This window comes from Streptomyces sp. NPDC002574 (assembly GCF_042889545.1).
Taxonomy (GTDB): Bacteria; Actinomycetota; Actinomycetes; order Streptomycetales; family Streptomycetaceae; genus Actinacidiphila.
Window position 1 is genome coordinate 235517 of sequence record NZ_JBIARB010000001.1, and the last position, 24570, is coordinate 260086.

A 24570-nucleotide genomic window follows, 5' to 3' on the forward strand; every position below is an offset into this window, starting at 1 on the left:
CGGCCCCGGGGAAGCGGAAACTGCCTCCCCGGGGACGGGGGCGACCCCGCAGGCCTCAGCCCGTCACGGACACCGGCACCGTGAGCCTGCGGTCGAGAAGGCTGCGGCCGATCTCCGCGGTGTAGGTGCCGGGCGGGGTGCGCCAGGCGCCGGCGGTCTCGTCCCAGGTGCGGGCGGCCCGCCGGGACAGCGGTACGCGGACCTCCGTGGTGCCGCCCGCGGGCAGTTCCAAGGAGAGGAAGCCGGCGAGGACGCGGCGCGGCCGGTCGGCGGTGTCGTCCTCGGGGACCGCCAGGTAGACCTGGACGACCTCGCGGCCCGCGCGGGCCCCGGCGTTGCGCAGGCGCACCGTCACGACGCCCAGCGTGTCCGGGTCGCCGTCGGTCTCGTAACCGGCGCCGTCGTACTCCCAGTCGGTATAGCCGAGCCCGTGTCCGAAGGCGTACGCCGGGGCGACGTCCGACCGGTCCCAGGCCCGGTAGCCGATGTAGACGCCCTCCTCGTAGGCCAGGACGCCCTCCCGCGGCTCGACCCGGGTGACCGGGGCGTCGGCGAGCCTCGCCGGCCAGGTGGTGGGCAGCCGCCCGCCGGGCTCCTCCGCGCCGAGCAGGACGTCGGCCAGGGCTGCGCCGGCCTCCTGCCCGGGGAACCAGCCGAGCAGCACTGCCGCGACCTCCGCGCGCCACGGCAGCTCCACGGGGGCACCGGAGTTGACCACGACGACCGTGCGCGGGTTGGCCGCGGCGACCGCGTGCACGAGGTCGTCCTGACGCCCCGGCAGCCGCAGGTCACCGCGGTCGAAGCCCTCGCTCTCGACCCGTTCGGTGGTGGCGACGACCACGACCGCGACCTCGGCGTCGCGGGCGGCCGCGACCGCCTCCGCGATCAGCTCGTCCGGGTCGCGCCGCGGTCCGCCGTGGACGAGGGAGAACGCGACCGCCTCGATCGGCATGTCCTCGATCTTGAAGACGTCGTACGCGAGGGAGACCGCGACGGTGACGCCCGCCTCCAGTTCGACCGTCCCGCGGTCGAGGGGCGAGCCGAAGAACGCCTCGAACGGGTCGCTCTCCTGGCCCATCTCCTGCACGCCGTCGAAGACGACCGTGTCCGCGACGACCAGCCGGAAGCCGCCGAGCCCGCGGGTGCCGAAGTGGTGGGCGCCGCTCTCGCGCGGGGTGAAGGTGCCGGTGACCTCGACGGAGTGCAGCGCGTCGTAGGTGACGCCGGCGGGCAGGTCGCCGCCCATCCACTGCACCTGGCCGCTCGGCAGGGCGGTCTCCCCCAGCGGCTGTCCCGCGGCGTCCCTGCACAGCGCGCGCAGCGCGAACCCCTGTTCCGCGGCGGCCGGTTCGTCGCTGGGGTCGGCGCCGACGGCGTACGTCAGCGCGGTGCCCGCGGGGAGCGCGGCGCGCAGCCCGTCCAGCGGGGAGACGACGTGGGTGGGGAAGACGTGGGCGGAACCGCCACCGAGGACGCGGGCGTCGCGCGCGGCGGCACCGATCAGGGCCACGCGGCGAAGGCGAGCGGGGTCGAGCGGCAGCACGGGGCGTCCGTCGCGCGGCTCGTTGCGCAGCAGGACGAACGAGCGCCGCGCGATCTCCCGGGCCAGCGCCCCGCCGTCGACGGCGGCCGGCAGCGCCCCCGCGGGCACCGCGGCGGGCACGCCCTCCAGCAGTCCGGCGCGGGCGGCGAGCAGCAGCACGCGGCGCACGGCGTCGTCGACGACGGACTCCTCGACCCGCCCGTCCCGTACCGCCTGGGCGAGCGCCTCGCCGTACACGGTGCGTGGGCCGGGCATGGCCACGTCGAGGCCCCCGGTGATGGCCGCGACGGTGTCGCGGGCGGCCATCCAGTCCGAGACGACGAAGCCGTCGAAGCCCCATCCGTCGCGCAGCACCTCGTTCTGGAGCCTGCGGTGCTCGGTCATCGTCGAGCCGTTGACCCCGTTGTAGGCGGCCATGACGCCCCAGGGGCGGGCGTTCTTGACGATGGCCTCGAAGGGGGCGAGGTAGAGCTCCCGCAGGGCGCGTTCGCCGATGACGTTGTCGACGGTGAAGCGGTCGGTCTCGGCGTCGTTGGCCACGAAGTGCTTGACGGTGGTGCCGACACCGCCGTCCTGGACCCCGGCGACGTAGCCGGTCCCGATCTCGCCGGTCAGGTACGGGTCCTCGGAGTACGCCTCGAAGTGCCGTCCGCCCAGCGGCGACCGGTGCAGGTTGACCGTGGGCGCGAGCAGCACGTGCACGCCCTTGCGGCGGGCCTCCTGGGCGAGCAGCCGCCCGGTGCGGCGGGCGAGATCGGGGTCCCAGGCGGCGGCGAGGGCGGTGGGGCTGGGCAGTGCGACGGACGGGTCGTCGGCGGTGGAGCGCACGCCCCGTACGCCGATGGGCCCGTCCGACATGACCAGCGAACCCAGTCCGATCTCGGGGACCGCGGGCAGCGACCACATGTCCTGCCCGGCCAGCAGCCGTGCCTTGGTGTCGAGGTCGAGCTTGCCGAGGGCCTGCTCCACGGCGGCCGCGCGCTCGGTGTCGGTCATCGGGTCAACTCCCATGTCGGGGACGGTTGTCGTCGCCTTGCCACGGGGCCGGCCCGTTCCGGCCGCGGCACCGCGCCGGCCGGTACGCGGCGGCCCCTCCTCGTGCCACGTGCCCCGCCATCCTGGCCCTCCTCCCTGATGATCGGTAGGTGTCGTCACCCGCCCGTTACTCGGGCCCGCCACGGCCCGGTTAGGCTCGCCGTCGTGACAGCCAACGACCACGGGCGGGGCCTCGGGCGCGCGACCCGCGGCGCGGGCCGCAGGGCCGAGATCGTCCAGGCCGCCCTCGGGGTGATCGCGGAACGCGGCTACCGGGGTGCCTCGCTGGCGGCCGTGGCCGAGCGGGTCGGTCTGACCCAGCAGGGCCTGCTGCACTACTTCCCGACCAAGGAGGCGCTGCTGATCGCGGTGCTGGACGCGCGCGACCAGTGGGACATGGCCTCGGCGGCGCTGCACGGCACCGCCTGGCCGCTGGAGATGATCGCCGGCCTGGTCGAGTACAACGCGACGCGGCCGGGAGTCGTCCAGGTCTTCACCGTCCTCGCCGGCGACAGCGTCACCGAGGACCATCCCGCGAGCGGGTACTTCAAGGAGCGCTACGCGCGGGTGCGCGAGTGGGCGGCCCAGTCGCTGCGCAGCGAGTACGGCGACGTCCTGCCCGGCGGCCTCACCCCCGAGCAGGCCGCGCCCCTGCTCGTCGCCGTGATGGACGGCCTGCAGACGCAGTGGCTCCACGACCCGGAAGCGGTCGGCATGCCCGCCGCCTTCCGCGACTTCGTCGCCCTGCTGACCGCGCCCCGCTCGGCGGACGGGACGCCGGGGAGCGCCCAGCGGGCGGGTCCGCCCGGATCATGAAGTGGTGCACGACCTCGCCCCTCGGGGCCAGGGGAGGCACACGCCATGGCGAACCCCACGTACCGGCCTCGCCCGACAGCCCGGTAGCGCCCTGTGACCCAGGCGGCCGGGCAGACCCTGAACCTGGCGGTCACGGCGGGGCATTGCCACCCGCCACCACGGCACCAGGGGCGCGCCCCCGCGGGAGCGCGCCCCTGGACACCGGCCGGGAACCGGCCTACTCGGGCAGGCGGACCAGCATCTTGCCGGTGTTGTCGCCGCGCAGGACACCGAGGAAGGCCTCCAGATTGTTCTCGATGCCGTCCACGACGGTCTCGCGGTAGCGCAGCTTGCCCTCGCGGATCCAGCCGCCGACCTCCTGGACGAACTGCGGCTGCAGGTCGTAGTGGTCGCCGACGAGGAAGCCCTCGATGCGCAGCCGGTTCTGGATGAGGCGGGCCAGGTTGCGCGGGCCGGGGGCGGGCTCGGTGGCGTTGTAGATCGCGATCATGCCGCAGACGGCCACCCGGCCGCGCAGGTTGAGGGCGCCGATGGCGGCCTCCAGGTGCTCACCGCCGACGTTGTCGAAGTAGACGTCGATGCCGTCGGGGGCGGCGGCGGCCAACTGCTCCGCCACCGGGCCGTTCTTGTAGTTGAAGGCGGCGTCGAAGCCGTACTCCTCGGTGAGCAGCTTGACCTTCTCGTCCGAGCCGGCGCTGCCGATGACCCGCGAGGCGCCCTTGAGCTTGGCGATCTGGCCCACCTGGCTGCCGACCGCGCCGGCCGCGCCGGAGACGAAGACGACGTCGCCCTCCTTGAGCTCCGCGACCCGCAGCAGACCCGCGTAGGCGGTCAGGCCGGTCATGCCGAGCGCGCCGAGGTAGGTGCTCAGCGGCGCGAGATCCGGGTCGACCTTGACCGCGGACTTGACGTCGACGAGGGCGTACTCGCGCCAGCCGAGGAAGTGCAGCACGTGGTCGCCGACGGCGAAGCCCTCGGCGCCGGAGGCGACGACCCGGCCGACCGCGGCGCCCTGCATGGGCTTGTCCAGCCGGTACGGCTCCGCGTACGACTTCGCGTCGTTCATCCTGCCGCGCATGTACGGGTCCACGGACACGTACAGGTTGCGGACCAGGACCTGCCCGGGGCCGGGCTCGCCGACCTCGGTCTCGCGCAGCGCGAAGTCCTCCGGCTTCGGCCACCCGTGCGGGCGGGAGACCAGGTGCCATTCACGGCTCTGCGGCATGGGTAACGCCTCCAAAAGCTTTAGGTTCTCAACCAACCATGTACCTGGATGTTTGATGATGTCAAGCAACAGGTAGCCTGGGGCCATGCCACGCCGCACCGATCCGCTGACCGTGGAGGTCGTCGACCTCATCGCCACCGTCGTGGCGCGCTATCACGAGGAGTACGAGGAGGCCGCCGCCGCCCACCGGCTCACCGGCGCCCAGGCGCGTGTGCTGACGCTGCTCGCCCGCGACCCGCTGCCGATGCGCGGCATAGCGGCACGGCTGAAGTGCGAGCCGTCGAATGTGACGGGCATCGTGGACCGCCTGGAGGCGCAGGGCCTGGTGGAGCGGCGCACGGACCCGGCCGACCGGCGGGTCAGGCTCGCGGCCGCCACCGCCGCGGGCGAGGACACCGCGGGACAGCTGCGCGGCTCACTGGACTTCGCACGCGAACCGCTGGCCGCACTCTCGGCGGACGAGCGGGCGACGCTGCGCGACCTGCTCAGGCGGATGGCCGGCCGGCCGATGTGACGGGCGGGGACCCGTCAGCTGCACCACCACAGGAAGCGGGTGCAGGTGGGCCTCGGTGTCGGCGTCGACGGCGGGGGCGGCGGAGCGCTGGTGGTCGGGTCCGAGGCCGGGCTGGAGGACCCCGAACCGCCGCCGGGCGAGGCCGGCGGGCCGGAGCTGACCGGGGCCTGGCTGACCGCGCCGGAAGCGGTCGCGGTGGTGGACTGCTTGTCACTGGCCGAGGGGCTCGGTGACGTCGAGTCGCTGGCACTGGCCGAGGCCGAACCGGAGGCGTCGGACGCCGGTCTGGCGGGGGCGCTCGCCGACGTGGAGGCGTGGGCCGAGGACGTCGCGCCCGGTGAGGCGCTCGGGCTGGGGACTTCGTCGGAACCGGCGGACTGCGTCCGGTCACCGGTGACGTAGCCGGCCAGCGGCAGTTCCGCGACGCTCCAGCCGACCAACACGATCGTGGCGCCGACCAGGGTGCCCACCAGCAGCCGGGACTTGCGCCGGGTGCGGATGCTGCGGGTGCGGCTGCGGGAGCGGCGCGGGGCGCCGTCACGGGCAGCCGCGCGGCGGCGTTCGGCCCTGCCGGGTGCGACGCTCTCCATGGCCTCGGTGTCGGCGGACGCCGTCTGCGCCGCGGGCACGTCCGCGGAACCCTTCTCCCCGAGCTGGTGAGCGGGCGTTCCGCACCCCGGGCAAGACAGGGCGCCGTTGATGTGCCGTCGGCAGGCTGCGCAGTAGTCCATCGTCCGGGCAGCGTATGTGAGGCACCGGTACGACGTACACATGAGTCGTTCGTCGAACAAGTGAAACCTCTGTGAAAGCCGGGACATGCGGGTTTAGGAACCCGATCAGCCCCGAATCCCGCCCCAATCAGCCCGCATACGGCACTTCGGGCATGCCCTGCCCGGCCCCCGGCAGCACCAGCAGCGCCCCGGCCAGCGGCCGTGCGGACAGCTCCCGCTCCCCCAGGCCGGTCCGGGCCGAGGTGATGTAGAGATCGGTGAGCTGCGGCCCGCCGAAGGCGCAGGCCGTCGGCCGCCGCACGGGCACCTCGACCACCCGGTCCAGGACGCCGCGCGGGGTGTAGCGGCGTACCGCGGCCCCGTCCCACAGCGCCACCCAGACGCAGCCGTCGGCGTCCACGGTGAGCCCGTCGGGGAAGCCCGCGCCCTCTTCGACCGCCGCGAACGGGCGCCGCTTGCGCACCAGTCCGGTGTCGGGGTCCACGTCGAAGACGTCGATCCGGCGGGTGGGGCTGTCGACGTAGTACATGAGCGAGCCGTCGGGGCTCCAGTCGGTCCCGTTGCTGACGGCCACGTCGTCCAGGACCGGTTCGACCGTGCCGTCCGGGGCCACCCGGGACAGCGTCCCGCCGCCGGGTGCCTCGTCGTAGCGCATGGTGCCGGCCCACAGGGTTCCGGAGGCGTCCACCGCGGCGTCGTTGGCCCGCCGGCCGGGGACGGGCTCGCGGTGCAGCCAGCGGAAGGCGCCGTCGGCGTCGTACACCGCCACGCCGTCACGGAGGTTGACCACGATGCCGCCGCCCGCGCGCGGTTTGGCGGCGCCGACGTGCTGCCCGGTCGCCATGACCGAGGTCCGGCCGCCCAGCGGGTCGTACCAGTGCACGCGGCAGGCGAGGATGTCCACCCAGACCAGCCGGGCGGCGGCCGGGTCCCATGTGGGACCCTCGCCGAGCGACGCCCGTGCGGGGAGCGCGAGTTCGACGCCGGTCACCGCAGGCCGCCGCGGTGGCCCAGGCGTTCGGAGAGCTCGGCGGCGCCCTTGCCCGCCAGCGCCTCCAGCTCCGTCAGGCGCTCGTCGCTCCAGCGGACCATCGGCACGGAGATGCTGAGCGCCGCCACCACCTGCCCGGCGGAGTCCCGCACCGGGGCGGCCACGCAGGAGACGTCCGGGTTGGACTCGCGCTGCTCGACGGCGATGCCGCGCTCGCGCACCAGGTCCAGCTGGCGGCGGAGTTCGTGCGGCGAGGTGATGCTGTGCGAGGTCATCGCCGTCAGCGGCCGGTCGTCGGGGAAGCGCTCGTCGAGCGCGGCCGCGGGCAGCGCGGCGAGCAGCATCTTGCCGACCGAGGTGCAGTGCGCGGGCAGCCGGCGGCCCGCCGCGGAGACCATCCGCACCGCGTGGGTGCTGTCGACCTTGGCGATGTAGATCACGTCGGTGCCCTCCAGGACCGCCACGTGCACCGTCTCGTCGCAGGTCTCGGCGACGGAGCGGGCCACCTGCTGCCCCTCGGCGGCCAGGTCCAGCTGCTCGGCGTAGCGGCTGCCCAGCTGGTACGTGCGCACCCCGAGCCGGTAGCGGCCGGCGTGCCCCGGTTGCGGGACGAGGTAGTTGCGCGCGGCCAGCGTGGTCACCAGCTCGTGCACCGTGGTGCGCGGGAGTCCCAGCCTGCGGGTGATCTCCGGCGCGGACATCGTGCCGTCACCCTCGAGGAAGAGCTCCAGGATGTCCAGCGCTCTGGTCACGGCGGGTACGAGACGTCCCATCTCTGCTCGCTCTCTCCGGGCGGACGTTCACAGCCGTATCCGGCCGTTCGATATTCCGAAAAGCGATCGGTATCGCGAACGCAGCGTATCCGCGCCGGGCGCACCGGGCAATGGCCGCGCATCACGCAGACGCGACACCCGGGGCACGTCCGAACGACTGTCGAACCTGACGACCCATCACCCAGTGTGCTTATCTGATGGGACTATATGGGTGATCGTTCGCATCTCCGGACATCAGCGGGCGTTGATTCGGTCACGACGTTCACTGTCGGACCGATCCGAAGGGAATAAAAGTGAACCGCTTCACCAAGGCCGCCATTTCGACCATCGTCGCCGGGGTCACCGTTTTCGGCGCAGCCACGGCCGCTGTCGCCGGTGGCAACGACAGCCGCGGCGGTTACGGCGGCAACGGCCGCAACTTTGGCCACGGCGGTGGCTACGGCGGTGGCTTCGGCCACGGCGGTGGCTACGGCAACGGCTTCGGCGGCTTCGGCCGCGGCGGCGGTGCCCACGCGCGGGCGGCCGCCATCGGCTCGCCCGGCATCCTGAGCGGCAACGTCGTCCAGGTGCCGATCAACATCCCGATCAATGTCTGCGGCAACGGCATCGGCATCATCGCGCTGCTGAACCCGACGGCCGGCAACGTCTGCATCAACAGCTGACGCAGCCGCACACCACCCCGACCCGAGGCCGCCGGAGGACTCCTCCGGCGGCCTCGTCGTCGCGTCCGGCCGTCGTGTCACACGGCGTTGCCGCGAGGGGCGCCACGAGAACCGGGGCACCTGAGGGCTCCCTTGACGATCACCACGAACCGACTCCTGCTCAGACCTCGCTCATGGGCTGATATTTCCGCCCCGTCCGCCCCGGACCGCTATCCGGGTGACGCTCCGCATCCGACGGCACGGGGGCTTCGTTGACCAGTCGGCATGCAGTGATCGATGAAAGGAACAGCTCGTGAAGCGTTTTTCGAAGGCAGCGGTCCTGACCGTCGCGGCGGGCGCCGCGGTCCTCGGCAGCGCGGGCGGCGCCCTCGCCGACGGCGGTTACGGCGGCGGTTACGGCGGCGGTGGCTACGGCGGCGGTTACGGCGGCTTCGGCCGCGGCGGTGCGCACGCGGACGGCGCGGCGATCGGCTCCCCGGGTGTGCTCAGCGGCAACGCGATCCAGGTCCCGGTCAACATCCCGGTCAACGTGTGCGGCAACGGCGTCAACGTCCTGCTCTCGCTGGTCAACCCGACCGTCGGGAACGTCTGCCTCAACGACTGACGGCAGCGCCCTCGCCGGGGCGCCCGCGCACCCTCCCGTGCGACCCTGTTCGTCCCCGCCACCGGCAGCGCCGCGGCCCTCGCGCCCCTCGCCCAGGCCTCCGACGTCCACGGCCACGGGTACGCGCACCATCGGCGAACCCCTGGCTACGGCCGCCCCGCACTCGTGGGGCGGCCGTCGTCGTGCCGGGGGTCCACCGCGGGTGTCACTCCAGCGCGCCCAGCACGACCGCGCTGTTGAAGCCGCCCGTGCCGCGCGCCACCACCAGCGCCGTGCGCAGCAGCTCCGGCCGGTGCCAGCGGGTGATCAGGCGCAGCCCGTACCGCTCCCGGCAGGTCCGCTCGTCCCCGCCGCGGGTGGGCGGGACCAGGCCGGTGCGCAGGGCCAGCGCGGCGGTGGCGGCGTCGAGCGCGCCCGCGCCCGAGACGAGCCGGCCGACCGCCGCCTTGGGCACCGTCAGCGGCAGCTCGGCCAGCCGGTCGCCGAAGACCCGGTGCAGGGCGGCGGCCTCGGCCGCGTCCCCTTCCAGGTCGCCCGCGCCGTCGGCGAAGACCACGTCCACGTCCCGCGGCTCGCGCCCGGCCTGTTCCAGGGCGGTGGTGACCGCCCGCGCCAGCTGCACGCCGTCGGGCGCGGGCAGGGTGTGGTGGTACGCGTCGTGCGTGGCGGCGTGCCCCAGCAGTTCGGCGTAGGCGAGCCGGCCGCGTTCCGCGGCGTACGCCTTCTCCTCCAGCACCATCAGCGCGCCGCCCTCGCCGGGCACGAAGCCGGAGGCCTCCGGGCTGAACGGCAGGTAGGCGCGCTCGGGGTCGGCGCCCCGGTGCACGGTCGGCAGGGTCGCCTGGCAGGCCAGCGCGTACGGGGACAGCGGCGCCTCCGTGCCGCCGACGAGCACCGCCTTGCTGCCGCGGCGCAGCAGCCGCCACGCCTGCTTCAGGGCGTCGAGCCCGCCGGCCCCGTCCGAGGCGACGACCCCGCAGCCGCCGGTGAACCCGTGCCGGATGGAGATCTGTCCGGTGCTGGCCGCGTAGAAGGACGCCGCCGGCTGACGGGCGCTCGTCCTGCCGGCCCGCCCGGCCAGCAGGTGGTGCAGCTCGCGCTGCCCGTACTCGTTGCCTCCCGAGCCGCCTGCGGTGACCACCGACAGATGGAACGGGGGGTGGTCGGCCGGCTTGAGGGCGGCGTCGGTCAGCGCCATCTCGGCGGCGGCCAGCGCGAACCAGGTCCACCGGTCGGTCTGCGCCCGCAGCCGGTCGCCGATCCACTCCCCCGCGTCGAAGCCGGTGATCTCGCCGGCCACCGCGACCGGGGAGCGGCGGGCGTCGGGCCGGCCCAGCGGGCGCAGGCCGTTGCGCCCGGCCAGGGTGGCCCGCCAGTACGGGCCGGTGCCGATGCCGGTGGGGGCGATCACGCCGATGCCGCTGAGGACCGCGCGCGTGGTCATGCCGCCGCCCCCCGGTGGTCCGCCTCGTCCACGCGGCGGGCGTCGGCGGCGCCCCGGTCCTCGTCCGCGTCCAGGGCGGAGAAGATCATCGCCGACTGGAAGCCGCCGAAGCCGCTGCCGACCGACAGCGCGTGCCGCACCCGCTGGTCGCGGGCGAAGACGGGGGTGTAGTCCAGGTCGCACAGCGGGTCGGGGTGGACCAGGTTCGCGGTCGGCGGGATCTTGCCGCGGCTGATGGCCAGGGCGCAGGCGGCCGTCTCCAGGGCGCCGATCGCGCCCAGGGAGTGGCCGATGACCGACTTGATGGAGCTGATCGCCACCTTCCGCGCGTGGTCGCCGAGGGCCCGCTTGTAGGCGGCGGTCTCGTGGCGGTCGTTCTGCGCGGTGCCGGAGCCGTGGGCGCTGATGTAGTCCAGTTCCTCGGGGGAGATGCCGGCCTCGGACATGGCGGTGATGATGGCCTCGCTCAGCTCGTAGCCGTCGGGGCGCAGCCCGGTCATGTGGTAGGCGTTGGCCCGGTTGTCGTAGCCGCGCACCTCGCAGTAGACGGCGGCGCCGCGCGCCACGGCACGCTCCATCTCCTCCAGGACGAGCACGGCGCCGCCCTCGCCGAGGACGAAGCCGCTGCGGCGCGCGTCGAAGGCGGTGGACGCCCGCTCGGGGTCGCCGTCGAAGTCGGTCGTGGCGCGGACCGCGTCGAAGCAGGCCACCGTGACCGGTGAGATGGGCGCGTCGCCGGCGCCCGCGAGCACCACGTCGGCCTCGCCGTCGCGCAGTGTCTGGAAGGCGTGGCCGATCGCGTCGATGCCCGAGGTGCAGCCGGTGGAGACCACGACCGAGGGGCCGTGCAACCCGTAGCGCAGCGACAGTTCGGCCGCCGCCGAGGAGGGGTGCATCGCCCGGTGGAGGAACGGGACGCCGTATTCGGCGTGCACCTCCCAGTCGCGGCCGCCGTCGCTGGCGACCGCGTACTCCTCCTCCAGGGTGGCGGTGGCGCCCGCGGCGGTGCCGAGGCAGACCCCGATCCGGTCGGTGTCCTCGTGCTCCGGCGTGATCCCGCTGTCGGCGAGCGCCTCCGCGGCGGCGACCAGGGCGAACTGTGCGAAGCGGGCGTTGCGGCGCACCTCCTGCGGGGTGAGCCCGGCCGCGACCGGGTCGAAGTCGGCTTCGGCGGCGATCTGCGAGCGGTAGCCGGAGGCGTCGAAGCGGCTGATCCGGCGGACCGCCGGCTGCCCTCCGACGATCCGCCGCCAGAACGCCTCCCGTCCGGCGCCGCCGGGCGCGACCGCGCCGACGCCGGTGACCACGACGCGGCGCACGGCCGGGCGTCCGGTCACCGGTCGACCAGTTCGCGGCCCGGTCCCGAGGGACCGCCGGACTCGGTGACCGCGGCCTGGGCCACGGCGGCCGCGTCCTCGCGGCTCTCGGTGTTCACGTGGCCGAGGTCGGGGCGGGGAGCCAGCGGGCTGAGGAAGAACACCGCGCGGCCGACCGTCCCGGAGGCGTTCACCACGCGGTGCCGCACCTCGCGCGGGATGAGCAGCGCCTCGTTGGCGGCGACGCTGCGCGGCACGCCGTCGAGGTCGACCCGCAACTCGCCCTCCACGACGACCAGGTACTCCTGCGAGTACGGGTGGTAGTGCTCGGCCACCGCCTCGCCGGGGCCGACCGTGACCATGCCGCAGAAGCCGTCCGTCGTCCCGACCGAGCCGGTCGCCAGCAGGGTGCGGATGTCCCCGCCGCGGCGCGTGTCGGCCGGTACGTCCAGGGTGCCGACCGGCCGGGTGCGGCGGGACTCCAGGCGCTCCTTGATGAGCTGCATCTGCACCTTGGAGTTGCCGTTGATGCGCTGCCGCATGCCCTCGTCGTCGACCGGCGCGTCCGCCTTCATCCGGAAGTCCTGCACCCAGCGCAACCGCGTGCTCTCCGGCCCGAGTTCCTCGTACTGCCAAAAGATGTTCATGAACTCGAACGGGCCGGTCTCCACCCGCCGCGCCCGCACGGTGCGCGTCGCCGGGTCGGCGGTGCGCTCCGAGACCCACGACCAGACGCGGCCCTTCTCGTCCGGGTGCATCGTCAGCCGGAAGCGCACGGTGTCGCCCTCCTGCGCGATGACGTCGGCCGCCGCGTACTCGCTGAAGAGCGAGGGCCAGGCGGCGACGTCGTTCGTCCGCAACCAGACGTACTGCAGCGGCGCGTCGATGACGATCTCGTTCTCCGTGTGCGCGCTCATCGTGGGGGTTCCTCCAGAAGGACGGCGAATGATCACACAAACGGTCCCCCCGGTGACGGAACGTGTCACGCGCTCCCGGCCCGGTCCACCCGTACGGCCGTCAGGCGCGCCGCGCCAGGCGTTCGGCCAGCACCTGGGCCCGCGCCCGCTGCACGGCGGCCGCCTGGGACGCGGCGAAACGCAGCAGGCCGGGAGGGGTGCGCAGGCGCAGCACGTCGGTGACGACGCTGCCGGTCCCGTCGCCCGCGACGGCGAAGCGGTAGCCCATGCGGACCCGGCCGGGGCTGCGCACCTCGCCGCTGATCGCGGCGGCGTCCGGCAGGCCCGCCGGATCGGCGCTGATGGTGACGTCGATGGCGTTGTCGTGGCGCAGGCCGAGGAACCTGAAGCGCTCGACGGCGGTGTAGCGCACTGTGCCGTCGCCGTCGCGGCGCACGTCGCGGACGGCGACCACGAGCGGCGACAGGCCTATGTAGTGCTCCGGCTCCCTCAGGTGGTCGTAGACCTCCCGAGGCGGCGCGGCGATCCGGAAGACGTGCGTGAGTTCGGTGGACGGCACCCTCAACCCCCTTGGACGCGCGGTGCGTCGGCACCGGCGATCCTCGCAGAGGGGGGGCCGTTTCAGGCGCGGTGGTGGGGGGCCTGACTGCCGTCGACATGGGTGCCGGGGACGAGGGGCGGCGGACCGGCGTCCCCGGCGGCGCCCGCGCGGGTGGGGGCGGCGGTGGGCGGGGTGGCCGCGTGACGGGTGTGTTCCTCGTGGCGCTCGGGGTGGCGGTGCGGCCAGAGCGAGGTTTTCCTGTGCTTTCCGGTCATATCGGTCCGTTACCCGGTACCGGCCGGGCTACGCGGTGGCCGGGGCGAGGGCGACCGCGGCCTCGGCGGTGTGCACCAGGAAGGCCAGCGTCTCCTGGAAGTACAGCCGGACGCTCGTGTCGTCGTGCGACAGGTAGCCGATGGCCACGTCGGAGCCGAGGCGCAGTTCGAAGTCGCCGCCGCGCGTCGAGAGCAGGAAGGCCCCGTCGATCGCGGGGGCCCAGACGATCTCGCCGTCCAGGACGCGGGCCAGGTGGGTCTGGATGGGATAGCCGTAGTGGGACGTCTCGTTGACGGCGGTGTACGCCTCCGCGCTGAGCGCCAGCGTGTAGGGGCCGCCGACACCGGCGAGGCGGAGCGCGGAGACGGCCTGGCTGACGGCCTCGGGGTAGTCGCGCACGTCCTCCGGCAAGGTGAGCGGGGGGTTCGACGCGCTCGCGCGGATGCCGTCGATGCCCGCCGCCGCGTAGCCCTCGAAGATCGCCCGGTCCTCGGTGAAGGCCATGCGGCGCGCGGCGTCCTTGACCGGCTGCCAGTCCGCGTCCTTGGCGCCGCGCTCGACGTCGTCCACCTGGCGGCGGTCGACGGTGAACGGCACGCGCAGCTCGACGACCGGCTGCGAGCGGCGGATGTGCGCCACGACGTCCGGCGCGGGCGGTTCCACGTCGTCCAGGTGACCCGTCGTCACCGCGGCCAGTTCGGCGCCCGCCGCCTCGGGGACGTCCACGATCCGGCGGCCAGCGACATGGCGCTCGAAGGTGCGCCGCGCCTCGTCCTCCAGGTCCGCCCAGGCCGCGCCGGAGATCGGGGCGAGTTCTCGGTGCAGGTTGTTCATGGCGTGGCCGCCTTCCGGAGGTCTCCGATCCCCAGCGACTGCGGGGCCGGTACGGGCGCGGGCACCGCCGTGTCCGCCGGGGCGGGCGGGTCGGGCAGGTCGTCGAGGAAGGCCGCGGGCGGGGCGAAGAAGAGGGTGCCGGTCACGGCGGTGGAGAAGTCCAGGATGCGGTCGTGGGACGCCTCGTCGTCGCCGAGGAACATCCTGCGCAGCATGGTCTCGGTGACCTGCGGGGTGCGCGCGTAGCCGATGAAGTACGTCCCGAACTCGCCGCTCCCGACCGCCCCGAAGGGCATGTTGTCGCGGAGGATCTGCCGCTCGGTGCCGTCCGCGTCGACGACCGTGGTGCGGGCGACGTGGGAGTCGGCGGGCTTGGCGTCGTCGTCCATCTCGATGTTGCCCATCTTGCTCCGGCCGATGACCAGCTCCTGCTGCTCGACCGTCAGCGCGTTCCAGGCGTCCATGTCGTGCAGGTACTTCTGCACGATCACATAGCTGCCGCCGGCGAAGCCGGGATCCTCCTCGCCGATCAGGACGGCCGCGGTCGCCTCGAGGCCGACCGGGTTCTCCGTGCCGTCGACGAAGCCGAGCAGGTCGCGCACGTCGAGGTAGGTGAAGCCGTGCACCTCGTCGCGGACCGTCACCGAACCGCGCAGGCGCTCCATGATCTGCGCGGCCAGCCCGAAGCACAGGTCCTGCCGGGTCGCCCGGATGTGGAAGAGCAGGTCGCCGGGGGTGGCGGGGGCGCGGTGGAGGGGCCCGGTCAGCTCCTCGAACGGGTGCAGGGAGGCCGGCCGCGGACCGTCGAAGAGCCGGTCCCAGACCTGCGAGCCGATCCCCGCCACGACGCTGAGCCTGCCGCCCGGCGAGCCGAAGCCGACCGAGCGCCGCAGACCGGAGAGGTCCTCCAGCAGATCGCGGACGGTGTCCTCGCCCCCGTCGTCGACGGTGACCACGAGGAAGATGGCGGAGGTCGTGAGAGGGCTGAGCACCGGCTGCGACAGCGCCTCCGGGGACGGTTCCGCCATCGCCACGCTCCTTCGTACCCCTGATCGGCCACGCACCAGTCTGCTCCCACCGCTTGCACGGTGCATCCTGACCGGGAAACGGCGCGACATCGGCGGAGGGCGGCGGACATGGGCGGTGGACCGGCCACCGGGACGGGACGCCTGCTCCCCGCGCTGCTGCTCGTCCTCACCGTGCTGAGCGGGCTGATCGACGCGGTGAGCATCATCGGCCTGGGCCATGTGTTCGTGGCCAACATGACCGGCAATCTCGTCTTCGTCAGCCTCGGCATGGCGGGCGTCTCCGGCTTCTCCGTCGTCACCTCCGTGGTGGCCCTCGGCGGATTCGTCGCCGGCATCCTGCTCTGCCGCTCGACGGTGGGGCGGCTGGACGCGCCGTTGGCACTGGTGCGCGTCGGGGCGGGCTGCGAGACCGTGCTGCTCGGCACGGCGGCGGCGCTGTCGGCGGTGGGCGTGCCGCACGACGCCCTGGTCGCGATCTGCGCGGTCGCGCTGGGCATGCAGAACGCCATGGCGGGACGGCTGGGCATCGGCGGCCTGACGACTTCCGTGATGACCCGCACCCTGGTCGCCCTGGTCAGCGACGCCGGCGCCCCCAGGCATCCCCGCCCGCTGGCCGCGCGGCAGGCGCTCAGCGTCGTCGCGCTGATCGCCGGGGCCGCGATCGGCGCCCTCGTCGTGCTCCACGTGAGCCCGGCCGCCGCGATCGCCGCGGCGGCGGGCTGCGCCCTGGCGGTCGCCGTGACGGCCGCGGCCGCCGAGAAGTGACCCCGGCCGGGCGGCTGACGCGGCGGCCCGCCCGCCGGGCGCCGGGACCGACCCTGCCCCCGGGGGCACGGCGCACGGGCGCGATACTCGTGCCCGATCACCGGTCGCGCCCGAGTCCGGGCCGTAGCGAGGGAATCACCGTGGACGAGGCAGCGAACGGCGGGGCCATATCCCGCTCCCCGGTGGGCAAGGCCGCGGAGCCGTCCTCCGAACGGCCGTCGCCGACCTGGCGGGTGCTCGCCGGGTACGTGCGCCCGTACCGCGGGTGGCTGGTGCTCGGCGGCACCTTGAGCCTGGTCACCGGCGCCACCGGTCTGCTGCTCCCGCTCGCCGCGAAGCGCCTGGTGGACGACCTCGGCCAGGACCGGCCGGTGACCACGGCACTGCTGCTGATGACCTGTCTGGTCGCGGCCAACTCCGTGATCGGGGCGGTGGGTTCCTACGTACTGCGCCGCACCGGCGAGTCCGTCGTGCTGACCGCGCGCCGCCGCCTGGCCTCGCACCTGCTGCGCCTGCGCGTCCCGGCGGTGGACCGGTCAGAGCCGGGGGACCTGATGTCGCGCGTCACCGCCGACACGACGCTGCTGCACTCGGTCACCACCGACTCCCTGCTCGGCGCCCTCACCGGCAGCCTCACCCTGCTGGCCACGCTGGTGATGATGGGACTCCAGGACCTGGTGCTGCTGGCCGTGACCCTGGGCGTGCTGCTGTTCGCCGCCGCCGTCATCGGGCTGCTCGTCCCGCGCATCAACCGGGCCGGGAAGCAGGCGCAGGAGTCCGTCGGCCGGATGGGCGCCGCCCTGGAGCGGATGCTCGGCGCACTGCGCACCGTCAAGGCCTCCGGCGCCGAGCACCGCGAGGAGGCCCGGATCCACGCCGCCGCGCACGAGTCCTGGGAGGCCGGTCTGCGGGCCGCCAAGTGGGGCGCCCTGGCCGGGAACACCGCGGGCCTGGCCGGCCAGGTCGCGTTCCTGACGGTGCTCGCGGTGGGCGGGGCACGGGTGGCGTCCGGGGCGATCGGCGTCAGCACGCTGATCGCCTTCCTGATGTACGTCTTCTACCTGATCGCGCCGATCAACCAACTGGTGGGCGCGGCGAACGAGTACCAGGTCGGCGCCGCCGCCGTGGCCCGCATCCAGGAGGCGCAGGCACTGCCCGTGGAGCCCGCCGTGCCGCCCGCCGCGGCGCCGGACCCCGGCGCGCCGCCGGCCTCGGTCGCCTTCCTCGACGTGGTGTTCCGCTACGCCCCGGACCTGCCGCCGGTCCACCACGGCGTGACCTTCGACGTGCCACCGCGCGGCATGACCGCCTTCGTGGGCCCTTCCGGGGCGGGCAAGACCACCGTCTTCTCCCTCATCGAGCGCTTCTACGAGCCGGACGCCGGACGGGTCCTCCTCGACGGCCGGGACGTGCGCGACTGGGACCTGGCCACGATGCGCGCCGCCATCGGCTACGTGGAGCAGGACGCCCCCGTCCTGTCCGGCAGCCTGCGCGACAACCTGCTGCTCGGCGCGCCCGACGCCACCGCTGACGCGCTGCGCGAGGCCGTGCGCACCACCCGTCTGGACGGCCTCGTCGCCCGGCTCCCCGACGGCCTGGACACCCTCGTCGGTCATCGCGGCACCAAGCTGTCCGGCGGCGAGCGGCAGCGCGTCGCCATCGCCCGGGCGCTGCTGCGCCGTCCCCGCCTGCTGCTCCTGGACGAGGCCACCTCGCAGCTCGACGCGGTCAACGAGGCGGCGCTGCGGGACACCGTGGCCGACGTCGCCCGCACCACCACGGTGCTGGTGGTGGCGCACCGGCTGTCCACCGTGACCATGGCCGACCGCATCGTCGTGATGGACGCCGGCACGGTGCGCGCGGTCGGCACGCACGCCCAACTCGTCGCAGGGGAACCGCTGTACGCGGAACTGGCGGCCACTCAGTTCCTGACCGCGGCGAACTGACACGTTCCGGAACAAGCGACCCGGATCACATGCGGCGTAACTCTGTGCTCCACCTCACCGGTCCGAAGAATTCATCCAGCCTCCGCAGGCTCTCTTCCTGCACGTCTCCTATCAGCGCGGACCGGCGCTCAGAGCAAGGAGCGAAACGACATGGGCCACGGCCACCACCACGGACACGACCACAGCCACGGACACCACCACGAGCACGGCGACGCCTCGCAGTCGCTGCCGCCCGCGTTGGACATGTCCGTCCCCGACGAGGAACTGACGCCGAACCAGCTGTCCCGCCGCGGGATGCTGCGGCGTACCGGCCTGCTCGGCGCGGGCCTGGCCGCGAGCAGCGTGCTCGCCGGCGCCGCCACCGGCGCGACCCCCGCCTTCGCGGACGCCAAGACCGGCCGCAGCGGCACCTGGAACGGCGACTTCCTGTGGCTGGCCGGTGACCACCACATCCACACCCAGTACAGCTCGGACGCGAAGTACCGCGTCGTCGACCACGTCCGGCACGCCAACGGCAACGGCCTGGACTGGATGGTCATCACCGACCACGGCAGCGAGCAGCACGCCAAGATCGGTGTGGAGAAGGTCAACCCCGACATCGTCGCCGCCCGCGACGAGATCGAGGACACCCTGGTCTTCCAGGGCCTGGAGTGGAACATCCCGGCGGCCGAGCACGGCACCGTCTTCGTGCACCCCGGGGACAACGAGGTCGCCGTGCTCAAGGAGTTCGAGAACTCCTTCGACGGCGCGGTCAAGGGCGCCACCGACAACACCCCGGCGAACGAGGCGCTGGCCATCGCTGGCCTGAACTTCCTCGCCGACGCGGTCGACCAGCGCCGGGTCCGCGACGCGCTGTTCCTGGCCAACCACCCGGCCCGCAAGGGCCTGGACTCCCCGCACGAGATCCGTGCCTGGCGCGACGCCCAGCCGACGATCGCGGTCGGCATGGAGGGCGCCCCCGGCCACCAGGCCACCGGCATCCGCGCCCCGCAGGGTCCCGGCTCGGGCCGAGGCGGGTACGACAACAGCCCGAGCGCCCAGTCCTGGGGCGGCTACCCCCTGGACAGCTACCGCACCTGGGGCGGCTTCGACTGGATGACCTCCACCGTCGGCGGCCTCTGGGACAGCCTGCTCGCCGAGGGCAAGCCGTGGTGGATCACCGCCAACTCCGACTCCCACAACGTGTACGCGGACAACGCGGTGCGCGGCCCGGGCAGCGACTTCAACGCCAACGGCAAGTACAACGACCCGGTCTACGGCGGCGCGCTCAACCTCACCGACGGCGACTTCTGGCCCGGCCAGTACAGCCGCACCCACGTCGGCGCCGTCAGCTTCTCCTACCGCGCGGTGATGGACGGCATCCGCGACGGCCGGGTCTGGGTCGACCACGGCGGCCTGATCAGCGGTCTCAACGCCCGCCTGAAGGCCGGCGGCGAGGAGCAGACCCTCGGTGGCATGCTGCGCATCCGCCGCGGCGACAAGGTCGACCTGATCATGGAGATCGACCTGGCGAACGGCCCCAACTGGGCGCAGTTCGTGCCGACGCTCGCCCGCGTCGACGTCATCCAGGGCGACGTCACCGGCCGCGCCTCGGACAAGGACGCCTTCGCGGCGCCCAACACCAAGGTCGTGACGTCCTTCGAGGTCAACCAGTCCATGGGCTCGGTGCGCCTGCGCTGGTCGCTGGGCCGCGTCGACCGCCCGCTGTACGTCCGCCTGCGCGGTACGGACGGCAACCGCAGCGCCGTCGGCCTGAATGGCGCCGCGGTGGACCCGCACGGTCCGGCCATCGACGTCGTGGGCGACGCCGACCCGTGGCGCGACCTGTGGTTCTACACCAACCCGATCTGGGTGCTGCCCGCGTGACGTACGGCACGGTACTCGGCGTCGACGCCGGAACCGCCTCCCTGCGGGAGGCCGACCACCTGATCCACCGTCTGGTGGACCGGCTCGGCCTTCCCGCGGGCACGGTCGCCTGCACCCACTTCATCCGCACCGGCACCCCGCACACGGCGGTGTCCTTCACCCTGCCGGACGGGGACGTGAACAAGGCGGCCGAGGCAGCCGAGGCGGCCTGGCGTGCCCTGACCGCGCCGGACGGGGCGGCCGGGGCGGACACGACGGAGCACGACCCGGCGGGACCGGGGCCGTGGGGCGTGCACCTGGCCGGCCGCAGCCACGGTCCGGCCCCGCTCGCCGCCGCCGCCGCGCAGGCCGCGGAGGAGGCCGCCGCCCGTACCGGCGGCCGCGCCGTGGTCTACCCCGGTGTGGAACTCCTCACCGGCACGGTCACGGTGGCCGACGTGCTCGCGCACACCCCGATCACCGGGCTCCCGGTCCTCGGCTCCCCGGCGGACGAGCGCCCCGCGCCCGCCGTCGAGGTCCTCACCAGGGACCACGTCAGGCCGGAGTGGCGCGCCAGCCGGCTGGTGCTGCCGCTGGTGCCGGCCGTCGACGGGCGCCTCGCCCCCTTCGAGGTGCCCAACCCGACGCCCTGCTGCGCCGACCACTGAGTACGCCTGCCCCGTCCCGGCCCCGGCCGGGGCGGGGCGGGGCACGCGTCAGGCGAAGACCTCCGGGTGCGCCGCGACGAGTTCACGGACGCCGGACGCCGGACGGCCGATGATCTGCTCCAGGTCGTCGGTCACCCGGTCGTAGCGGTTCTCCGCGTGCAGGCGCGCCATGACGGACAGATGCTGCTGGACGTGCTCCGGGAGCCCGAGCGCGCCCAGGTCCGTCTCGACCCACTCCTCGTAGGGCACGTCGACGTACCGGACGGGCCGACCGAGCACCTCGGAGAACTCCGCCGCGATCGCGTCCATGTCCCGGGAGACCGCCCCCGTCAGCTCGCGGACCCGCCCGATGTGCGGCGCCGGGTCCTCCAGGATCGCCGCGACCGCCTCCCCGACGTCACGCCCCATGATGGGCGAGGTGCGTCCGGAGCCGAAGGGCAGCCGGATCGTGCCGTCCCGGGTGATCGAGCCGAACCCGGCGCTCAGGAGGAGCGGGTTCTCCATGAAGACGGTCGGCCGGACGTGGGTGACGGGGACCCCGGACCAGTTCATGGCCTGCTCCACCAGCCACTGCTGCCGGTGCTGGCGGGAGTCCGAACCGCCGGTGAGGTCCATCTGGGAGACCGTCATCTGCGACATGTTGACCAGCACGTCGAGCCGGCCGAAGGAGCGGGCGACGGCCGTGGCGACCAGCGCGGCCTGCAGGTACTGCGCCGACACGCTCATCCCGAAGTACATCCGCGTGCAGTCGCGCACCGCCTCGGCCACGTCCGCGGTGCTGGTCAGGTCCCCGACGAACACCTCGGCCCCGATCGCCCGCAGCGCCTCGGCGCGGTCGTCCTCACGGCGGACGAACGCGCGCACGGGGAACCCGCGGTCCCGCAGGACCTCGACCGCGGAGCGGCCGACGCCTCCCACGTTCCCCGCGGCACCGGTCACGAGAATCCTCGGCTTGCCGGGCATCGCCTGCTCCTCTTCCGTGGGGGGTGCGGAAACCACAGGATCGCAGCCGCACCCCGCGCCGACCGGCAACGGCGAGCGCGGGAGTGTCCCGGACCGGCGGGGTTCCACGGGCGGGGTTCCACAGGCAGGGGCCCGTACATTCGTGCGAATTGCCGATTGGCAGAAGGCCCGTCGACGCGGTCTCCTGTACGCATGGCCCAGAACCCGATCATCCGTTTCACCACCGAACTGATGCGCCTCACCGACGACCTCGACCAGGCGACCGCCGCCGAGTTCGTGCAACGCGTCTACGCCGCCGGCCGCGAGGACGGCGCGGCCGAGGCCGCGGACGGGGCGCCGGGAGCGCGCTGAACCGCCGGTGGCCGCGGCGCCGTTGCGCGCCGCGGCCATCGGCGGCTCCCTGTCCCGGCGGTCGACCGCCCCAATCGTTCACATACACAAACTCGTGCCACGTATATGTACTTCGCGGTGAACGCCGTGCAACCCTTGCCTCGCCTCTTCGTGATCCGTCCCCCCACTCGAAACGGCGGGCACCCATGAGCATTTCCCGGCGACACCTGCTGACCACCGCGGCCGGCGCCGCGGCCGCGACGACCGTACTCACGCCCCCCGCGCAGGCCGCTGCCCCGGTCCGGGCCGCCGATCCGGCCGAGACCCTGCAGACCCTGCGCGCGGCGGCGGACTACGCCGTGACCAAGCTGCGGGCGGTCGCCCCCGGCGTCACGTCGTTCCCCGTCATCACGAAGTTCGAGAAGTGGACCTACGCCGACAACGGCGACTGGGTCGGCGGCTTCTGGCCGGGCACGCTGTGGATGGCGTGGCTGCACAGCGGCGACACCCGGTTCCGCTCCCTCGCCCTCGCCGCGGCCGACCGGCTCGCCCCGCGCCGCACCGACACCAGCACCCACGACCTGGGCTTCCTCTTCTACCCCTCGTGGGTCACCGCCTGGCGGCTCACCGGCGACCCCAAGTGGCGCGACGGGGCGGTCCAGGCGGCGTCCTCGCTCGTCAGGCGGTACAACAGCACGGGCCGGTTCATCCGGGCCTGGGGCGCGCTGAACGACACCGCCAACGCGGGCCGCGTCATCATGGACACGATGATGAACCTCGACCTGCTCACCTTCGCCACCGAGCAGACCGGGGACTCCCGCTACCTCGACGCCGCCGTCGGCCATGCGCGCACCGCCCAGCGCTACTTCCCCCGCGCGGACGGCTCCACGCCGCACGTCTACGACTTCGACCCGGCCACCGGCGCCCCCGTCGGCCCCAACACGGTCCAGGGCTACAGCGCGGCCTCCTGCTGGTCCCGCGGCCAGGCCTGGGGCGTCTACGGCTTCACCACGATGCACCGGCGCACCGGCGACGCCCAGTTCCTCACCACGGCGACGAAGCTGGCGGACTACGCGCTCGGCGCCCTCACCCCCGACAACGTCCCCGTCTGGGACTTCCTCGCGCCGCAGCAGCCGTACGACGTCAAGGACTCCTCCGCCGGCGCCGTGCTCGCCTGCGGCCTGCTCGACCTCTCCGCCGCCACCGGCCGCCCCTCCTACCGCGAGGCCGCCCTGGGCATCCTCACCGCCCTCGCCACCACCTGCCTCACCACCCGGTCCACCCGCGCCCAGGCCGTCCTCGCCCGCGCCACCCGCAACCGCCCCGCCGAGGACGGCATCGAGGTCTCCGTCCCCTACGGCGACTACTACCTCCTGGAGGGCATCCTCCGCGTCCTGCGCCCCGACGACGTCGACCGCGCGATCGACCTCTCCTCGGTCTGACGCCCGGCGGGGGCCGGGTTCGGCACCGTCGCCGGTACGAATGCGCCGACTCGGCCCAGGTACGCCCGGGCGCCGCCACAATGCCGGGCATGCGTACTCACCTCACAGCCGCCGTCCTCACCGGCGCCGCCCTCCTGCTCGCGCTCACCGCGTGCACGTCCGGCGGCGACAGCGGCACGCCGGCGGCCGGCCCCGCACCCGCCCCGACGTCCTCCCCCACGGCCGCCGGCTCCCCGGTGCCCGACATCGCCGACCTGATGCCGGACGAGCCCACCGGCACCGAACGCACAGCCCTGCTGGCCGCGTTGAAGGCGATCGACCCGGCGTTCGCCAAGGACGCGGACCAGGCCGTCGCGAACGCGCGCGACCAGTGCGCGACCCTCAGCGGCGGCGGCAACGCGGTGGACTCCGCCCGGTCCCGCTTCGGCAGCGGCGGCCACCAGGTCACCGAGGCGCAGGCCGAGGCCATCAACGAGGCGCTGCGCAAGACCCTTTGCACGTCGTGAGCCCACGCGCGGCGGGCGGCTCCCCCGGGTGCGCCGGGGAGCCGCCCACCGCGCGCTCCGGTCAGCGGTCTCCGGCCTCCCAGCCCTGCGAAGTACCGGCGGGCAGCTCCTTGTCGCGGCCCAGGGCCTTGCGCCACGCGGTCCGGGACGCGAAGCCGAGCCCGACCAGCCAGGCCAGGGAGAAGGGCAGCGCCCAGACGGTCTGGATCGACACCCCCCTGCTCAGGGTGACGACGATGCCCGCGATGCTCGACAGTGCCATGACACTGATCACGGTGGCGGCAAGGGTCCAGGGAACGGATTTCATGCCGCGCACCCTAGCCAGCCCGCCGACGGTGTCGATCACGAGGGTGCTGCCGCCGTCCCGGCCCGCGGCGCGGCGGTGCCCCACCCGAGCAAACCCCCCGCGCGCGGCGCTACTTCGCCCGAACCTGCCACGCCCGTTCGCCGGCGACGGGCTGAGCGCTCTCCCGGCCCAGGGCCTTGCGCCAGGCGGCCCGTGCACCGAAACCGAGCCCGACCGGCAGCGCCACCGTGATGGGCACGGACGGCATGACGACCGCGGCGAAATCGCCCTGGGCGATCCGCACGACGACAGCCACGACAACGGCCGGTGCGAACACGCCCGTAGCGGCGGCGGCAACGGCCCACGGCGTCGATTTCATCGCCGCACTCCAACGTCCCCGTACAGAACCGGACGCGCGGAGGAAGCACGCCGCGCCACGCCCTCGCGGTGGAGCCCGACGTGGGCCGCAGGGGTGGTCGAACCGCGCGTCGCACCGCCTGGACGTGCGGGAATTCCCAAGGGGAGGCAAATTTCGTCGTGTGCCTGACGAGTGTTCACGTCCGGTCCGC

Annotated in this window: 27 protein-coding genes; 13 read left to right on the plus strand and 14 right to left on the minus strand. The window is 73.9% G+C overall.

All coding sequences use genetic code 11. From position 1 onward, the window contains the following. Positions 1-55 precede the first annotated feature (55 nt). The gene (locus ACFYXS_RS01140) at positions 56-2539 is read right to left on the minus strand and encodes a glycoside hydrolase family 3 C-terminal domain-containing protein (RefSeq protein ID WP_389242456.1); all 2484 of its coding nucleotides are present in this window, start codon (positions 2537-2539) and stop codon (positions 56-58) included. Positions 2540-2743: 204 nt separating this feature from the next. Here ACFYXS_RS01140 and ACFYXS_RS01145 point away from each other — a divergent pair, with 204 nt between their 5' ends. Beyond that, positions 2744-3394, plus strand: coding sequence for a TetR/AcrR family transcriptional regulator (locus ACFYXS_RS01145; protein ID WP_389242458.1), 651 nt, complete (start codon positions 2744-2746; stop codon positions 3392-3394). Between the two features lie 217 nt (positions 3395-3611). Here the strand turns inward: ACFYXS_RS01145 and ACFYXS_RS01150 are convergent, their stop codons facing one another. Then, the gene (locus ACFYXS_RS01150) at positions 3612-4619 is read right to left on the minus strand and encodes an NADP-dependent oxidoreductase (RefSeq protein WP_389242460.1); all 1008 of its coding nucleotides are present in this window, start codon (positions 4617-4619) and stop codon (positions 3612-3614) included. Positions 4620-4704: 85 nt separating this feature from the next. Between ACFYXS_RS01150 and ACFYXS_RS01155 the strand changes: the two genes are divergently transcribed. Genes ACFYXS_RS01155 through ACFYXS_RS01165 form a run of 3 tightly spaced genes read left to right on the plus strand, consistent with a single transcriptional unit; the run spans position 4705 to position 5793 of the window. Next, complete coding sequence (locus tag ACFYXS_RS01155; RefSeq protein WP_389242462.1) at positions 4705-5133, plus strand: MarR family winged helix-turn-helix transcriptional regulator; 429 nt, start codon at positions 4705-4707, stop codon at positions 5131-5133. A gap of 45 nt (positions 5134-5178) precedes the next feature. Next, positions 5179-5535: a hypothetical protein gene (locus ACFYXS_RS01160; RefSeq protein WP_389242465.1), complete on the plus strand. Its 357-nt coding sequence runs from the start codon at positions 5179-5181 to the stop codon at positions 5533-5535. A 45-nt stretch (positions 5536-5580) separates the two neighbouring features. Continuing rightward, the gene (locus tag ACFYXS_RS01165) at positions 5581-5793 is read left to right on the plus strand and encodes a hypothetical protein (protein WP_389242467.1); all 213 of its coding nucleotides are present in this window, start codon (positions 5581-5583) and stop codon (positions 5791-5793) included. Between the two features lie 198 nt (positions 5794-5991). On the opposite strand, the gene ACFYXS_RS01170 is transcribed toward ACFYXS_RS01165, so the two are convergent. Both ACFYXS_RS01170 and ACFYXS_RS01175 read right to left on the minus strand, forming a co-directional pair. Beyond that, on the minus strand, positions 5992-6855 hold the full coding sequence (locus tag ACFYXS_RS01170) for an SMP-30/gluconolactonase/LRE family protein (protein WP_389242469.1): 864 nt from the start codon (positions 6853-6855) through the stop codon (positions 5992-5994). Continuing rightward, positions 6852-7628 carry an IclR family transcriptional regulator gene (locus ACFYXS_RS01175; RefSeq protein WP_389242471.1) on the minus strand — a complete coding sequence of 259 codons (777 nt, stop codon included), beginning with the start codon at positions 7626-7628 and terminating at the stop codon, positions 6852-6854. Before ACFYXS_RS01175 ends, ACFYXS_RS01170 begins: the two co-directional genes overlap by 4 nt. A 293-nt stretch (positions 7629-7921) precedes the next feature. Here ACFYXS_RS01175 and ACFYXS_RS01180 point away from each other — a divergent pair, with 293 nt between their 5' ends. After that, positions 7922-8290 carry a chaplin gene (locus ACFYXS_RS01180; RefSeq protein WP_389242473.1) on the plus strand — a complete coding sequence of 123 codons (369 nt, stop codon included), beginning with the start codon at positions 7922-7924 and terminating at the stop codon, positions 8288-8290. A gap of 292 nt (positions 8291-8582) precedes the next feature. After that, positions 8583-8894, plus strand: a complete 312-nt coding sequence (locus ACFYXS_RS01185) for a chaplin (protein ID WP_389242475.1) — start codon at positions 8583-8585, stop codon at positions 8892-8894. Positions 8895-9099: 205 nt separating this feature from the next. Here ACFYXS_RS01185 and ACFYXS_RS01190 read toward each other — a convergent pair whose 3' ends face one another. From ACFYXS_RS01190 to ACFYXS_RS01220, 7 genes are all read right to left on the minus strand, one after another. After that, on the minus strand, positions 9100-10338 hold the full coding sequence (locus ACFYXS_RS01190; protein WP_389242477.1) for a beta-ketoacyl synthase N-terminal-like domain-containing protein: 1239 nt from the start codon (positions 10336-10338) through the stop codon (positions 9100-9102). After that, the gene (locus ACFYXS_RS01195) at positions 10335-11675 is read right to left on the minus strand and encodes a beta-ketoacyl-[acyl-carrier-protein] synthase family protein (RefSeq protein WP_389242479.1); all 1341 of its coding nucleotides are present in this window, start codon (positions 11673-11675) and stop codon (positions 10335-10337) included. Before ACFYXS_RS01195 ends, ACFYXS_RS01190 begins: the two co-directional genes overlap by 4 nt. Beyond that, positions 11672-12571, minus strand: coding sequence for a cupin domain-containing protein (locus ACFYXS_RS01200; RefSeq protein ID WP_389242481.1), 900 nt, complete (start codon positions 12569-12571; stop codon positions 11672-11674). The genes ACFYXS_RS01195 and ACFYXS_RS01200 overlap by 4 nt, the downstream gene beginning before the upstream one ends. A 100-nt stretch (positions 12572-12671) precedes the next feature. Further along, complete coding sequence (locus ACFYXS_RS01205) at positions 12672-13130, minus strand: SRPBCC family protein (RefSeq protein WP_389242483.1); 459 nt, start codon at positions 13128-13130, stop codon at positions 12672-12674. Between the two features lie 62 nt (positions 13131-13192). Next, complete coding sequence (locus tag ACFYXS_RS01210; protein ID WP_389242485.1) at positions 13193-13387, minus strand: hypothetical protein; 195 nt, start codon at positions 13385-13387, stop codon at positions 13193-13195. A gap of 28 nt (positions 13388-13415) precedes the next feature. After that, entirely contained in the window at positions 13416-14222 is an 807-nt protein-coding gene (locus tag ACFYXS_RS01215) for a family 1 encapsulin nanocompartment shell protein (RefSeq protein WP_389242487.1), read from the minus strand. Then, the gene (locus ACFYXS_RS01220) at positions 14219-15250 is read right to left on the minus strand and encodes a Dyp-type peroxidase (protein WP_389242489.1); all 1032 of its coding nucleotides are present in this window, start codon (positions 15248-15250) and stop codon (positions 14219-14221) included. The genes ACFYXS_RS01215 and ACFYXS_RS01220 overlap by 4 nt, the downstream gene beginning before the upstream one ends. A 108-nt stretch (positions 15251-15358) precedes the next feature. Between ACFYXS_RS01220 and ACFYXS_RS01225 the strand changes: the two genes are divergently transcribed. The 4 genes from ACFYXS_RS01225 (at position 15359) to ACFYXS_RS01240 (ending at position 20474) form a co-directional block, all read left to right on the plus strand. Next, a complete protein-coding gene (locus tag ACFYXS_RS01225) occupies positions 15359-16015 on the plus strand; it encodes a YoaK family protein (RefSeq protein ID WP_389242491.1) in 657 nt (218 codons plus the stop codon). A 182-nt stretch (positions 16016-16197) separates the two neighbouring features. Beyond that, a complete protein-coding gene (locus tag ACFYXS_RS01230) occupies positions 16198-17961 on the plus strand; it encodes an ABC transporter ATP-binding protein (RefSeq protein WP_389243471.1) in 1764 nt (587 codons plus the stop codon). A gap of 150 nt (positions 17962-18111) precedes the next feature. Then, positions 18112-19827, plus strand: a complete 1716-nt coding sequence (locus tag ACFYXS_RS01235; RefSeq protein WP_389242493.1) for a PHP domain-containing protein — start codon at positions 18112-18114, stop codon at positions 19825-19827. Next, positions 19824-20474: a hypothetical protein gene (locus ACFYXS_RS01240; RefSeq protein WP_389242495.1), complete on the plus strand. Its 651-nt coding sequence runs from the start codon at positions 19824-19826 to the stop codon at positions 20472-20474. The genes ACFYXS_RS01235 and ACFYXS_RS01240 overlap by 4 nt, the downstream gene beginning before the upstream one ends. Before the next feature lie 48 nt (positions 20475-20522). Here the strand turns inward: ACFYXS_RS01240 and ACFYXS_RS01245 are convergent, their stop codons facing one another. Continuing rightward, the gene (locus tag ACFYXS_RS01245) at positions 20523-21437 is read right to left on the minus strand and encodes an NmrA family NAD(P)-binding protein (protein WP_389242497.1); all 915 of its coding nucleotides are present in this window, start codon (positions 21435-21437) and stop codon (positions 20523-20525) included. A gap of 192 nt (positions 21438-21629) precedes the next feature. Here ACFYXS_RS01245 and ACFYXS_RS01250 point away from each other — a divergent pair, with 192 nt between their 5' ends. The 3 genes from ACFYXS_RS01250 (at position 21630) to ACFYXS_RS01260 (ending at position 23715) form a co-directional block, all read left to right on the plus strand. Further along, positions 21630-21788 carry a hypothetical protein gene (locus tag ACFYXS_RS01250; RefSeq protein WP_319662679.1) on the plus strand — a complete coding sequence of 53 codons (159 nt, stop codon included), beginning with the start codon at positions 21630-21632 and terminating at the stop codon, positions 21786-21788. A gap of 185 nt (positions 21789-21973) precedes the next feature. Continuing rightward, positions 21974-23209: a glycoside hydrolase family 88 protein gene (locus ACFYXS_RS01255; RefSeq protein ID WP_389242499.1), complete on the plus strand. Its 1236-nt coding sequence runs from the start codon at positions 21974-21976 to the stop codon at positions 23207-23209. Between the two features lie 89 nt (positions 23210-23298). Then, entirely contained in the window at positions 23299-23715 is a 417-nt protein-coding gene (locus ACFYXS_RS01260; protein WP_389242501.1) for a hypothetical protein, read from the plus strand. 61 nt (positions 23716-23776) lie between these two features. Here the strand turns inward: ACFYXS_RS01260 and ACFYXS_RS01265 are convergent, their stop codons facing one another. After that, on the minus strand, positions 23777-24022 hold the full coding sequence (locus ACFYXS_RS01265) for a hypothetical protein (RefSeq protein WP_389242503.1): 246 nt from the start codon (positions 24020-24022) through the stop codon (positions 23777-23779). Between the two features lie 109 nt (positions 24023-24131). Beyond that, positions 24132-24380 (minus strand): hypothetical protein, encoded by a 249-nt coding sequence (locus ACFYXS_RS01270; RefSeq protein ID WP_389242505.1) that lies wholly within the window; start codon positions 24378-24380, stop codon positions 24132-24134. Positions 24381-24570 lie beyond the last annotated feature (190 nt).

What these genes read in the sequence shown, in the direction of transcription:
- ACFYXS_RS01260 (WP_389242501.1), top strand. Translation starts at nt 23,299, where the DNA reads ATGCGTACTCACCTCACAGCCGCCGTCCTCACCGGCGCCGCCCTCCTG.
- ACFYXS_RS01255 (WP_389242499.1), top strand. Translation starts at nt 21,974, where the DNA reads ATGAGCATTTCCCGGCGACACCTGCTGACCACCGCGGCCGGCGCCGCG.
- ACFYXS_RS01215 (WP_389242487.1), bottom strand. Translation starts at nt 14,222, where the DNA reads ATGAACAACCTGCACCGAGAACTCGCCCCGATCTCCGGCGCGGCCTGG.
- ACFYXS_RS01190 (WP_389242477.1), bottom strand. Translation starts at nt 10,338, where the DNA reads ATGACCACGCGCGCGGTCCTCAGCGGCATCGGCGTGATCGCCCCCACC.
- ACFYXS_RS01175 (WP_389242471.1), bottom strand. Translation starts at nt 7,628, where the DNA reads ATGGGACGTCTCGTACCCGCCGTGACCAGAGCGCTGGACATCCTGGAG.
- ACFYXS_RS01220 (WP_389242489.1), bottom strand. Translation starts at nt 15,250, where the DNA reads ATGGCGGAACCGTCCCCGGAGGCGCTGTCGCAGCCGGTGCTCAGCCCT.
- ACFYXS_RS01235 (WP_389242493.1), top strand. Translation starts at nt 18,112, where the DNA reads ATGGGCCACGGCCACCACCACGGACACGACCACAGCCACGGACACCAC.
- ACFYXS_RS01210 (WP_389242485.1), bottom strand. Translation starts at nt 13,387, where the DNA reads ATGACCGGAAAGCACAGGAAAACCTCGCTCTGGCCGCACCGCCACCCC.
- ACFYXS_RS01155 (WP_389242462.1), top strand. Translation starts at nt 4,705, where the DNA reads ATGCCACGCCGCACCGATCCGCTGACCGTGGAGGTCGTCGACCTCATC.
- ACFYXS_RS01250 (WP_319662679.1), top strand. Translation starts at nt 21,630, where the DNA reads ATGGCCCAGAACCCGATCATCCGTTTCACCACCGAACTGATGCGCCTC.
- ACFYXS_RS01270 (WP_389242505.1), bottom strand. Translation starts at nt 24,380, where the DNA reads ATGAAATCGACGCCGTGGGCCGTTGCCGCCGCCGCTACGGGCGTGTTC.
- ACFYXS_RS01225 (WP_389242491.1), top strand. Translation starts at nt 15,359, where the DNA reads ATGGGCGGTGGACCGGCCACCGGGACGGGACGCCTGCTCCCCGCGCTG.
- ACFYXS_RS01245 (WP_389242497.1), bottom strand. Translation starts at nt 21,437, where the DNA reads ATGCCCGGCAAGCCGAGGATTCTCGTGACCGGTGCCGCGGGGAACGTG.
- ACFYXS_RS01200 (WP_389242481.1), bottom strand. Translation starts at nt 12,571, where the DNA reads ATGAGCGCGCACACGGAGAACGAGATCGTCATCGACGCGCCGCTGCAG.
- ACFYXS_RS01140 (WP_389242456.1), bottom strand. Translation starts at nt 2,539, where the DNA reads ATGACCGACACCGAGCGCGCGGCCGCCGTGGAGCAGGCCCTCGGCAAG.
- ACFYXS_RS01150 (WP_389242460.1), bottom strand. Translation starts at nt 4,619, where the DNA reads ATGCCGCAGAGCCGTGAATGGCACCTGGTCTCCCGCCCGCACGGGTGG.
- ACFYXS_RS01265 (WP_389242503.1), bottom strand. Translation starts at nt 24,022, where the DNA reads ATGAAATCCGTTCCCTGGACCCTTGCCGCCACCGTGATCAGTGTCATG.